This is a genomic window from Rhizobacter sp. P3_B12, assembly GCF_056402895.1.
Map to the genome: position 1 here is coordinate 1 of NZ_JBFUGN010000095.1, position 12,001 is coordinate 12,001.

A 12,001-nucleotide genomic window follows, 5' to 3' on the forward strand; every position below is an offset into this window, starting at 1 on the left:
GCCAGCACCTGCGCGACGCGGCGCAGGCTCGAGGTGCCGACGCAGGCACCCTGCGGCAATGCATCGAGCGTCGCATGGTGGTTCGAGACGAAGGCGTCGCGCGGATCCTCGCGCTCCAGCACCGCGGCCAGCTCGAAGCCCGCCGGCAGGTCCATCGGGACGTCTTTCAGCGAATGCACCGCGAGGTGCGCGCGGCCGTCTTCGAGCGCGGCTTCCAGCTCCTTGACGAACAGGCCCTTGCCGCCGACCTTCGACAGCGTGCGGTCGAGGATCTGGTCGCCGCGGGTCGTCATGCCCAGCAGTTCGACGCGCAGGCCGAAACGTTGTTGCAGCAGGTCGCGCACGTGTTCGGCCTGCCACAGGGCGAGGCGGCTTTCGCGGGTGGCGATGACGAGGGGTTCGGGCAGCGAAGACATCGGCAAATGCTATCAGGCCCATCTCTTGCCTGAACGATATGACTGATCCCCGTTGCCGCGCTGATACCATCGCGCTTCGTAACCAAGTTACAGCCTCGACGAGGCCCTGAGGACAAAGATGCCACGTGCCACACCTGCCCCCAAGTCCCACGTCTCCCCCGTCCGCAACGCTGCCCGCAAGGCCTCGTCCAAGCCGGGCCGCAGCAGCGCTGCCGAGGCTGCCGACAAGAACCGCCCGCTGGTCGACGACATCCGCCTGCTCGGCCGCATCCTCGGCGACGTGATCCGCGAGCAGGAGGGCCAGGGCGCGTTCGATTTGATCGAGCGCATCCGCCAGCTGTCGGTGGCGTACCGCCTGAAGCGCGACGCGCAGGCCGGCAAGACCTTCGACCGCCTGCTGAAGAGCCTGAGCGGCGACCAGACGGTCAGCGTGATCCGCGCCTTCAGCTACTTCTCGCACCTGGCCAACATCGCCGAGGACCGCCACCACGTGCGCCGGCGCGAGCACCACGAGCGCCAGGGCCACCTGCAGGAAGGCTCGCTCGCGATGAGCTTCGAGCGCCTGGCCGAGGCCGACGTGCGCGCCGCCGACATCGCCGGCGTGCTGCAGCGCGCCTTCATCTCGCCGGTGCTGACGGCCCACCCCACCGAGGTGCAGCGCAAGAGCATCCTCGACGCCGAGCGGGCCATCGCCGAGCTGGTGGGCCAGCGCGACGAGCTGCACGGCGCACGCGCGCTGGCCGGCAACGAGGCGCTGCTGCGCGCCCGCGTCACGCAGCTGTGGCAGACGCGCATGCTGCGCTACACCAAGCTGACGGTGGCCGACGAGATCGAGAACGCGCTCAGCTACTACCAGTCGACCTTCCTGCGCCAGATCCCCAAGCTGTACCAGGAGATCGAGGAGGCGCTGCCCGGCCACCCGATCGCGCCGTTCTTCCGCATGGGCAACTGGATCGGCGGCGACCGCGACGGCAACCCGAACGTCAGCGCCGAGACGCTGCAGATGGCGCTGCGCCGGCAGAGCGAGACGGTGCTGCGCTTCTACCTGACCGAGGTGCACGAGCTGGGGGCGGAGCTGTCGATCTCGGCCACGCTCGCGCCGGTGACGCCCGAGATGCAGGCGCTGGCCGAGCGCTCGCCCGACCACAACGCGCACCGCGAGGACGAGCCCTACCGCCGCGCACTGATCGGCATGTACGCGCGGCTCGCCGCGACGCTGCAGGCCTTCACCGGCACCGAGGCGCTGCGCCATGCGGTGGCGCCGCAGGATCCGTACCGCCGCAGCGACGATTTCGGGGCCGACCTGAAGGTGATCGAGACCTCGCTGCGCTCGCACCATGCCGATGCGCTGATCGCGCCGCGCCTGCGCCCGCTGATGCGCGCGGTGCAGGTGTTCGGCTTCCACCTGGCCACCGTCGACCTGCGCCAGAGTTCGGACAAGCACGAGGCGGTGGTCGCCGAGCTGCTGAAGACGGCGAAGATCGAAGCCGACTACAGCGCGCTCGACGAGCCGGCGCGCCGCACGCTGCTGATGAAGCTGCTGAACGACGCGCGTCCGCTGCGCGTGCATGGCGCGGCGTACTCGGAACACAGCGTCGGCGAACTGGCGATCTTCGAGGCGGCGCTGAAGATGCTCGACCGCTACGGCCGCGAGGCACTGCGCCACTACATCATTTCGCACACCGAAGACGTCAGCGACCTGCTGGAGGTGCTGCTGCTGCAGAAGGAGACCGGGCTGATGCACGGCACGCTGGACGATGCCGCCGTGTGCCAGCTGATCGTCTCGCCGCTGTTCGAGACCATCGGCGACCTGCGCAACGCCGAGCCGATCATGCGCGACTACTACGCGCTGCCGGGCGTGGCCGACCTGATCAAGCGTTCCGGCCGCGAGCAGGACGTGATGCTCGGCTACAGCGACAGCAACAAGGACGGCGGCTCGTTCACCAGCAACTGGGAGCTGTACCGCACCGAGATCGCGCTGGTCGAGCTGTTCGGCAGGCTGGGCGAGCAGCACGGCATCACGCTGCGCCTGTTCCACGGCCGCGGCGGCACCGTCGGGCGGGGCGGCGGCCCGAGCTACCAGGCGATCCTGGCGCAGCCGCCGGGCACGGTGAACGGCCAGATCCGGCTGACCGAACAGGGCGAGGTGATCTCGTCGAAGTACGCGCACCCGGAGATCGGGCGGCGCAACCTCGAAACGCTGGTGGCCGCGACGCTCGAGGCGACGCTGCTGCACCCGACCAAGAGCGCGCCGAAGAGCTTCCTGGACGCCGCCGCGGCGATCAGCGAGGCCAGCATGGCGGCCTATCGCAAGCTGGTCTACGAGACCCCGGGCTTCACCGACTACTTCTTCTCGGCCACGCCGATCCGCGAGATCGCCGAGTTGAACATCGGCTCGCGCCCGGCTTCGCGCAAGGCCACGCGCGCGATCGAGGACCTGCGCGCGATCCCGTGGAGCTTCAGCTGGGGCCAGTGCCGCGTCGCGCTGCCGGGCTGGTGCGGCTTCGGCTCGGCGATCGAGCACTTCCTCGGCAAGCAGCCGGCGCAGCGCAAGGAGCGACTGGTGCTGCTGCAGCGCATGCACAAGCAGTGGCCGTTCTTCCGCACGCTGCTGTCGAACCTGGACATGGTGCTGGCCAAGAGCGACCTGGGCATCGCGGCGCGCTATGTCGACCTGGTCGAGGACAAGAAGCTGGGCAAGAAGATCTTCGGGCTGATCCAGGCCGAGTGGCAGCGCACCAGCGACGCGGTGTCGCTGGTCACCGGCGAGAAGCATCGGCTCGCGTCGAACCCGTCTCTCGCGCGCTCGATCGAGCACCGCTTCCCGTACCTCGACCCGCTGAACCACCTGCAGGTCGAGCTGATGCGGCGCTACCGGCAGCGCCGCGAGGGCGATCCGGCGAATGAGCGGGTGCAGCGCGGGATCCACATCTCGATCAATGGGGTGGCGGCGGGGTTGAGGAACACCGGCTGAATTTGCTGCTGCATGAACAGCAGCAGCCAGGGCTTGCCAGGACATGACCTCATCGGCGATATTCGCAATTCGCGAATAGCGAATATGGCCGGACGATGGAACTCAAACCGCAAGATCTGCTGGTGCTGTTGAAGGCAGCGGCGCACCCGCCGCAGCGTTGGACCTATGCCGCGCTTGGCGAGGCGTTGGCCATGAGCGCCTCGGAAACGCATGCGAGCGTGAAACGCGCCGTGGCGTCCGGCCTCGCAGTGGCGCCAGGGCGTGGCGAGTGGTCGCCGGTGCGACCCAGCTTGCTGGAGTTCATGCTGCACGGCGTGCGCTACATCTGGCCGACCACACCCGGGCCGGTCAAGCGCGGCGTGCCGACGGCTTTCGGTGTCGAGCCCTTGGCCAGCATGCTGACGGCTGCCCAGAGCGAGGCCCCGGTATGGGCACACCCCACCGGCAGCGCCAAAGGTCCCACACTGTCACCTCTCTATCGAACGGCACCGCAGGCGGCCCTCGCCGACCCCGCCTTGCATCGCCTGCTCGCCCTGCTGGATGCCTTGCGCACAGGGCGTGCACGCGAGCGTTTGCTGGCCGCCAAATTGATGGAAACCGAACTGATGCAGTTCGATTCGGGAGCTATCGATGCGAGTCGATGACCCCAATCTTCCTCATCTGCGCCGCATCGCCGAAGCACTGTGCGAACTGCGCGAGCAAGTGGTGTTTGTCGGTGGTGCCGTGGCCGGTCTGCTGGTGACCGATCCACTGGCCGACAGCGTGCGTGCGACCCGCGACGTGGACGCCGTGGTGAACGCCAACCGATCCACGTTTTATCGCATCGAGGAACAGGTGGCGCAGCTTGGATTCGCGCGAGACGCCAGCAGCGATGTGATTTGCCGCTGGGTGCACAAGGCGTCCGGGCTGCTCTTCGACCTGATGCCTGTGCAGCCTGAGGTGCTGGGTTTCTCCAACCGCTGGTATCCGTATGCCGTACAGACCGCCGTGCCCGTGGCATTGGGCGACGGCATCACGATTCGGCTGGTGAGCGCCGTGGCAGGACTCGCCATGGATCGCCTGAGGTCCTTGAGCAGGTAAAGCTTCAGAACAGCGACTGCCCGATCAGCGACGTGAACCGCTCCAGCGCGAAGCTGCCCGCGAGCGAGTTCCCGGTGTGCTCCAGCCCCGGCGACCAGACGCACACGCCCAGCGTGCGCGGGATGTGCGCGACGATGCCGCCGCCGACACCGCTCTTGGCCGGGATGCCGACGCGGTACGCGAAATCGCCCGCCGCATCGTAGGTGCCGCAGGTCAGCATCAGCGCCGACAGCCGCTTCGCCGAACTCGCGTCCAGCACCCGCTCGCCGTTGACCGGGCTCACGCCGCCGTTCGCGAGAAAGCCCACCGCACGTGCCAGGTCGACGCAGTTCATGCGGATCGCGCAGTGCCGGCAGTAGGCCTCGATCACCGCGTCGACCGGGTTCTTCAGGTTGCCGAAGCTGTGCATGAAGTGCCCCATCGCGCGGTTGCGCGAGCCGGTGGCCAGCTCCGAGCGCGCCACCGCATCGTCGTACTGCAGCGCCGGGTTGCCCGACAGGCGCCGCACGAACTCCACCAGCGCCATCTCGGGCTGCACGAAACGGGTGCTCAGCACGTCGGTCACGACCAGCGCGCCGGCGTTCAGGAACGGGTTGCGCGGCTTGCCCTGCTCGGTCTCCAGTTGCACCAGCGAGTTGAACGCGGTGCCCGACGGCTCGCGGCCGACCCGCTCCCACAGCGCGTCGCCGACCAGCTGGAACGCGAGCGTCAGCGAGAACAGCTTCGAGACCGACTGGATCGAGAAATCCTCGCGCGCATCGCCGACGGTGTAGAGCCGCCCGTCGAGCATGCTGACCGCCATGCCGAAGCGCTGCTTCGGCACCTTGGCGAGTTCGGGGATGTAGCGCGCCACCTCGCCCTGCTCGAGCAGCGGTTGCGCTTCGTCGTGGATGCGGTCGAGCACCGCCTGCATGTCGATGGCCATCCGATAATTGGGCCATGACTGCACCCTCGCCGCACACCGATCCCCGGGGATTTCTTCGCGCGCTGTACGACGCCGCGGTCGCGCGGGCCCTGCCGGCGCAGGCGCTGGGCGCCTTCCTGCCGCCGCCGCCGCGCGGGCGCACGCTCGTGCTGGGGGCCGGCAAGGCGGGCGGCGCGATGGCCCAGGCGCTGGATGCGCTGTGGCCCGCCGATGCGCCGCTGTCGGGGCTGGTGGTGACGCGCTACGACCACGTGCCGTCCGACTACCGCGCGAGGCCGGGCCGCATCGAGGTCGTCGAGGCCGCCCACCCGGTGCCCGATGCGGCCGGGCGCCAGGCGGCGCAGCGCATCGCCGCGCTGGCGCAAGGGCTGACCGCCGACGACCTGGTGCTGTGCCTGGTGTCCGGCGGCGGCTCGGCGCTGCTCGCGCTGCCGGCCGACGGCGTCACGCTCGAGGAGAAGCAGGCGATCAACAAGGCGCTGCTGAAGAGCGGCGCGGCGATCGACGAGATGAACTGCGTGCGCAAGCACCTGTCGGCCATCAAGGGCGGACGGCTGGCGGCGATGTGCGCACCGGCCCGGGTGATCACGCTGCTGATCTCCGACGTGCCGGGCGATTCGCCCGAGGTGATCGCGAGCGGCCCGACGGTGCCCGATGCGACGACCTGCGCCGATGCGCTGGCGATCCTCGCGCGCTACCGCATCGAGGTGTCGGCGGCCGCGCGCGCCGGGCTGGAGAGCGGTGCGTTCGAGACGCCGAAACCCGGCGATGCGCGCTTCGCCGGGCACGAGCTGCGGATGATCGCGACGCCGCAGCAGTCGCTCGAGGCGGCCGCGGCACTCGCCCGTTCCGCGGGCATCGAGGCCCACATCCTCGGCGACGAGATCGAGGGCGAATCGCGCGAGGTCGGCAAGGTGCACGCGGCGCTGGCGCGGCAGGTCGCGCGGCGCGGGCAGCCGTTCCGCACGCCCTGCGTGATCCTGTCCGGCGGCGAAACCACGGTGACGGTCGCCAGCAAGGGCGGCCGCGGCGGGCGCGCCACCGAGTTCCTGCTCGGCTGTGCGATCGCGCTGCAGGGGCAACCGGGTGTGTTCGTGCTGGCGGCGGACACCGACGGGATCGACGGCGTGGAAGACAACGCCGGCGCGATCGTCACGCCCGACACGCTGGCGCGCGCCGAGGCGCAGGGCCTCAGCGCGCGTGAACAACTGGATCGCAACGACGCCTACGACTTCTTCGCGCCGCTCGGCGACCTGGTGGTCCCCGGGCCGACCTTCACCAACGTCAACGACTTCCGCGCGCTGCTGGTGCTCTGAGGATCACTGCTCCAGCAGGTCCTTCATCTCGTCGGCATGCTCTTCCTCGTCGTGCAGGATGCCTTCCAGCATGCGGCGCGTCGTCGGATCCTTGTCGCCGATCAGCGTGATCATCTGCCGGTAGGTTTCCACCGCGACGCGCTCGGCCACCAGGTTGGCACGGATCATCGCCTTCAGGTCAGACGACTCGTCGTAGCCGGCATGGCTGCGTTCGAGCAAGGTGTTCGGCGAGAAATCGGGCTCGCCGCCGATCTGCACGATGCGCTCGGCGATCAGGTCGGCATGCGCTGCCTCTTCGTTCGCGTGCACCATGAACTCGGCCGCGATCGCCGGCGACGACATGCCGTGCGCGGTGAAATGGTGGCGCTTGTAGCGCAGCACGCAGACCAGCTCGGTGGCCAGCGCGCCGTTCAGCAGCAGCACGATGTCGTCGCGCCACGGGCCGTAGCTCGGCGTCACGGCCCCGTCCTCGGTGCGCTTGCGTGCGGCTTCGATCGCGGTCTCGTCCAGGCGCAGGGCCTTGCCCTCGCGGGCGTTCTTGTCGTGCATGGCCATCTCCGTTCGGGGTCAGGGTTGCGGATCCCTTCACTGTAGGAAGCATCTGCACCGCCGGGCATCGGAAGGCAGCGGCCCTGCCTGTAGGACTGGGCCGCGCCGGCTCAGCCTTGCTGCAGCAGCTGCGCCACCACCGCCACCGCGATCACCTCGGGTTCYTTGCCGGCAATCCCCGGCACGCCGATCGGGCAGGTCATCCGGCCGATCGCCTCGGCCGGCACGCCGCGTTCCTCGAAGCGATGCACGAAGCGCGCGCGCTTGGTGCGGCTGCCGATCAGGCCGAGGTACGCGAAATCGCCGCGGCGCAGGATGGCCTCGGTGATGCGCAGGTCCAGGTCGTGGCTGTGCGTCAGCACCAGGTAGTGCGCGCCCGGCGGCGCCTGGGCCACCTCGGCTTCCACCGGCTCGACGCAGATGCGCTCGATGTGCGGCGGCAACGGGTGCTCGGGGAACTCGCTGTCGCGCTCGTCGATCCATTGCACGCGGCAATCGATGCCGGCCAGCAGCGCGACGATCGCGCGGCCCACATGGCCGGCGCCGTACAGCTGCACGAAGAAGCGCGGCGCGCTGTCGGGCCAGGCGGCCAGCACCGCGTCGCCGAGCCGCTGGGTGCGCAGCGTCAGCGCGCCGCCGCAGCACTGGCCGAGCGAGGGGCCGAGCGCGAACTCGGCGTCATGGGAATTGGTGTCGCCGGTGGCGAGCCGCTGCCGTGCCTGCGCGATCGCCGTCAGTTCGAGGTGGCCGCCGCCGATGGTGCCGAGCACCGCGTCGCGCGTCACCAGCATGTGCGTGCCGGCCTCGCGCGGCACCGAGCCGCGGTGCGACAGCACCTGCACGTCCATCGCGGGAACGCCGGTTTCGAGGAATGCACGCGCCGCGTCGCGCAGCGCGCTCACCACCGCAGCCTCCGTGCGAGCAGGGCTTCGACGGGCTCAGCCCGCCCCTTCGACAGGCTCAGCGCGAACGGCGTTCGGGTCAGCCCACGAGCACCGGCAGCGGCGCGTTGATGACCGTGCCCACCAACTCGTACACCGCCTCGTGCGTCAGCACGCCGGCCAGCACCAGCTTGGGCCGGCGCAGCAGCGACTTGGCCTTCGTCAGCAGCCCGCGCCAGCCGCCGTGCAGCCCGACGCGCAGCCGGTTGCGCAGCGTGTCGCGCAGGATCAGCAGCGAGGTCTCCTCGCGCACCTCGGTCGCGAACTGGCGCTTGTATTCCGACACGCCGATGCCGAAGTTCAGCGTCTGCGGCCGCTGGTGCGCGATCAGGTCCTCGATCAGCCGGTACAGCAGCACGGTACCGGGGCTGAACTTCGACAGCTCCGCGTCGTGGCCGATGTCGGCGTAATGGAACACGCCGCGCCCCTGGTAGCCCAGCACGAAGGCCAGCGCCCGCCCGCCGCTGCGCAGCACGTAGCTGCGCAACAGGCCACGCCGTGCCAGGTCGGTGAGCCGCAGCGCGATGTCGTCGCGCTCGATGCCCAGCGGGCCGATCGCCTGGTGCTGCCAGGTGCGCTTCGCGATGTGCTGGGCCTGGCGCACGAACTCGGCCACCTGCTCCTCGGCATCGACGCGGATCAGCTCCAGCCCCGGCATCTGCTCTTCCAGCACCCGCACCTGGCGGCGCAGGTTGTAGCGCTTCTTGCTGCCGAAGCGCGCCAGGTAGGCGTCGAAGGTCTCGGGCAGCGCGATCGTGTACAGCGGGCGCTTGCCGTGCTCGCTGTACAGCAGCGAACCGCCGCGCTGGCGCAGCTGCGCCTCCCAGCCGGCCCAGGCGCTGCAGCCGGCGGGAATGCCCTTCAGGAACAGCGCGTCCAGGTCGGGGCGCTCGCGCCACAGCCGCTCGACCACATCGGCCAGCGCCTGCGGCCGGCCGGCCACCAGCGGCGCGCCGCCCAGCAGGTGCGCCGCGCGCAGCTTCAGCGATGCGAAGGTCCAGCGGCCGGCCGAGAACGCGAGCGGGTACGGCTGCACGTCCATCGGCACCACGCCGACCTCGGTGCCCGCTTGCGCCGGCAGCACGCCGAGCAGCAGGTCGTCGGCCGGTCGGGTGGCGACCAGGTGGTTCCACCACTCCGGCGACTGGTAGATGCGGTAGACATGCCCGCTGTCGCTGAGCAGGCCGTCCCAGCCCTTCATCAGCTGGCTGTCGGTGGCGGYCGCCCGCGAGAACACCACCGGCGAAGCGGGGGGCGTGGCAACGGGGGCGAAAGCAGAAGAGGTGGCGCTCATGAAGACGGCTGGAGCTCGCGGAGGATCGACCGGACATCGGCGCCCGGTGCGGACGCCTGCGAATCGACGCCAAGGATATCGACGGCAGCACTTTTGCCGTCTCCCTCGCCCCGGGGGTTCGTGCGTGAATACCGCACGAATACGGCCCGTCTTGCGCTGTTTGCTCGACCACGTTGCGTTCGGTTGCGTCTGCTTGCGTCTGGTGGCTGTCAGACGGCGGCACGCACCGCGGTGATCGCGTCGAGGATCGCCTCCGGCGTCGCCGGCGCGCGCAGCGGCGGGTCGACACGGTGCCCGCCGAGCGCCGACACCGCATCGCGGATCGCGAAGAACACCGAGAACGGCAGCAGCAGCGGCGGCTCGCCGACCGCCTTGCTGCGGTGGATGCTGTCCTCGACGTTCTCGCCGTCGTACAGCCGCACGTTGAAGACGGCCGGGCAGTCGTTCGCGGTCGGGATCTTGTAGGTGCTCGGCGCGTGCGTCGCGAGCAGCCCGGTCTGCGGGTGCCACACCAGCTCCTCGCTGGTCAGCCAGCCCATGCCCTGGATGAACGCGCCCTCGACCTGGCCGAGGTCGACGGCCGGGTTCAGCGAGCGGCCGGCGTCGTGCAGCACGTCGGCGCGCAGCAGCTTCCACTCGCCTGTCAGGGTATCCACCAACACCTCGCTGACGGCCGCGCCGTACGCGAAGTAATAGAACGGCCGGCCGGTCAGCGTGGCGCTGTCCCAGTGCAGGCCGGGCGTCGCGTAGAAGCCGTCGGACCACAGCTGCACGCGTGCCAGGTAGGCCTGCATCACCAGCTCGGCGAAGCCGATGCGCCCGGCCGGGCCGATCACCTCGTCGTTCGCGAAATGCAGCTCGTCGGCGCGGCAGGCGAGGCGCTGCGCGGCGACGTCGGCGAGCCGCGCGCGGATCTGCCGCGCCGCATCCTGCGCCGCCTTGCCGTTCAGGTCGCTGCCGGTGGAGGCGGCGGTGGCCGAGGTGTTGACGACCTTGTGCGTGTCGGTCGCGCTGACGCGCACCCGCTCGAAGCCGACGCCCAGCTCGTGCGCCACCACCTGCGCCACCTTGGTGTTCAGCCCCTGGCCCATCTCGGTGCCGCCGTGGTTCACCAGGATCGAGCCATCGCTGTACACGTGCACCAGCGCGCCGGCCTGGTTCAGGTGCTTCACGTTGAACGAGATGCCGAACTTGACCGGCGTGAACGCCAGGCCGCGCTGCAGCACCGGGTTCACTCGGTTGAACGCGGCAACCGCCTCGCGGCGTGCGCGGTAGCCGCTGTCGGCCTCGAGCTGCGCGCACAACTCGTGCAGGATGTTGTCGTCGACCGACTGGCCGTACGGGGTCGTCCGATTCGCGTCGGTGCCGTAGAAGTTGACCCGCCGCACGTCCAGCGCATCCTTGCCGAGCGCACGCGCGACGCTGTCGATGATGTTCTCGATCGCGATCGCGCCCTGCGGCCCGCCGAAGCCGCGGAAAGCGGTGTTGCTCTGCGTGTTGGTCCTGCCGCAGAAGCCGTGCATCGATACATCGGGCAGCCAGTAGGCGTTGTCGAAGTGGCACAGCGCGCGCGTCATCACCGGGCCCGACAGGTCGGCCGAATGGCCGGCCCGCGACACCATCGTGACCTCGCTGCCGAGGAGGCGGCCGTCGTCGTCGTAGCCCACCTCGTACTCGTACCAGAAGCAGTGGCGCCGGCCGGTGATCAGGAAATCGTCGTCGCGGTCGACCCGCAGCTTGACCGGCCGGCGCAGCTTCTGCGCCGCCACCGCCGCGACGCAGGCAAACAGCGCCGACTGCGATTCCTTGCCGCCGAAGCCGCCGCCCATGCGCCGGCACTCGACCTGCACATGGTGCGAACTGAGTTGCAGCGCATGCGCCACCAGGTGCTGCATTTCGCTCGGGTGCTGCGTCGAGCAGTGCAGCAGCAGGCCGCGGTCTTCCTTCGGGATCGCGTAGCTGATCTGGCCCTCGAGGTAGAACTGCTCCTGGCCGCCAACGTCCAGCGTGCCTTTCAGGCGGTGCGGCGCCGCGTCGATGGCCGCCCGCGCGCCGCCCTCCCGCGTGCTGCGCACGAGGTGCATCGGCGGCAGCACGTAGGCGCCGGCCGCGTGTGCGGCCTGCGGCGTCAGGACCGGCTGCCGCGCCTCCACCTTCAGCACCGCCCTCGCCTGCGCCGCGGCACGGCGCGCCGCATCGCGTGTCGACGCGATCACCGCGAACACCGGCTGGCCGAGATAGCGCAGCTCGCCGTCGGCGAGGATCGGGTCGTCGTGCAGGATCGGCCCGCAGTCGTTCGGGCCGGGGATGTCGGCCGCGGTCAGCACCGCGACGACGCCCGGCTGCGCGCGCAGCACCGCGAGGTCGATCGCCAGCAGCCGGCCATGCGCGATCGGCGACAGCCCGAGCGCCGCGTGCAGCGTACCGGCGAGCTCCGGCAGGTCGTCGATGTAGGCGGCCTCGCCGGCGACGTGCAGGTGCGCCGATTCGTGCGGCCGGCTGATGC

10 protein-coding genes are annotated in these 12,001 nt (G+C 70.1%); 4 read left to right on the forward strand and 6 right to left on the reverse strand.

The window, feature by feature from the left end; all coding sequences use genetic code 11:
• Positions 1-416, reverse strand: a 416-nt coding sequence (gene hemC / locus AC1D01_RS08050) for a hydroxymethylbilane synthase (protein WP_477865535.1), incomplete at its 3' end; no start/stop codon positions are given.
• 118 nt (positions 417-534) lie between these two features.
• On the opposite strand from hemC, the gene ppc reads away from it, so the two are divergent.
• The 3 genes from ppc to AC1D01_RS08065 all read left to right on the forward strand — a co-directional run bounded on the left by ppc (position 535) and on the right by AC1D01_RS08065 (position 4,470).
• Positions 535-3,390, forward strand: coding sequence for a phosphoenolpyruvate carboxylase (gene ppc, locus AC1D01_RS08055; protein WP_477865536.1), 2,856 nt, complete (start codon positions 535-537; stop codon positions 3,388-3,390).
• A 95-nt stretch (positions 3,391-3,485) separates the two neighbouring features.
• Positions 3,486-4,034 carry a hypothetical protein gene (locus AC1D01_RS08060; RefSeq protein WP_073463427.1) on the forward strand — a complete coding sequence of 183 codons (549 nt, stop codon included), beginning with the start codon at positions 3,486-3,488 and terminating at the stop codon, positions 4,032-4,034.
• Complete coding sequence (locus AC1D01_RS08065; protein WP_477865537.1) at positions 4,021-4,470, forward strand: hypothetical protein; 450 nt, start codon at positions 4,021-4,023, stop codon at positions 4,468-4,470. Before AC1D01_RS08060 ends, AC1D01_RS08065 begins: the two co-directional genes overlap by 14 nt.
• Before the next feature lie 4 nt (positions 4,471-4,474).
• Here the strand turns inward: AC1D01_RS08065 and AC1D01_RS08070 are convergent, their stop codons facing one another.
• Positions 4,475-5,389: a glutaminase gene (locus AC1D01_RS08070; RefSeq protein ID WP_477865543.1), complete on the reverse strand. Its 915-nt coding sequence runs from the start codon at positions 5,387-5,389 to the stop codon at positions 4,475-4,477.
• Between the two features lie 20 nt (positions 5,390-5,409).
• On the opposite strand from AC1D01_RS08070, the gene AC1D01_RS08075 reads away from it, so the two are divergent.
• Entirely contained in the window at positions 5,410-6,711 is a 1,302-nt protein-coding gene (locus AC1D01_RS08075) for a glycerate kinase type-2 family protein (protein ID WP_477865538.1), read from the forward strand.
• 3 nt (positions 6,712-6,714) lie between these two features.
• Here the strand turns inward: AC1D01_RS08075 and AC1D01_RS08080 are convergent, their stop codons facing one another.
• The 4 genes from AC1D01_RS08080 to xdhB form a co-directional block, all read right to left on the reverse strand.
• The gene (locus tag AC1D01_RS08080) at positions 6,715-7,260 is read right to left on the reverse strand and encodes a ferritin-like domain-containing protein (protein ID WP_477865539.1); all 546 of its coding nucleotides are present in this window, start codon (positions 7,258-7,260) and stop codon (positions 6,715-6,717) included.
• Between the two features lie 110 nt (positions 7,261-7,370).
• Entirely contained in the window at positions 7,371-8,162 is a 792-nt protein-coding gene (xdhC, locus tag AC1D01_RS08085; RefSeq protein WP_477865540.1) for a xanthine dehydrogenase accessory protein XdhC, read from the reverse strand.
• Positions 8,163-8,241: 79 nt separating this feature from the next.
• Positions 8,242-9,495, reverse strand: a complete 1,254-nt coding sequence (locus AC1D01_RS08090) for a GNAT family N-acetyltransferase (RefSeq protein WP_477865541.1) — start codon at positions 9,493-9,495, stop codon at positions 8,242-8,244.
• A gap of 209 nt (positions 9,496-9,704) precedes the next feature.
• The gene (gene xdhB / locus AC1D01_RS08095; RefSeq protein ID WP_477865542.1) at positions 9,705-11,999 is read right to left on the reverse strand and encodes a xanthine dehydrogenase molybdopterin binding subunit; all 2,295 of its coding nucleotides are present in this window, start codon (positions 11,997-11,999) and stop codon (positions 9,705-9,707) included.
• Positions 12,000-12,001: the final 2 nt, after the last annotated feature.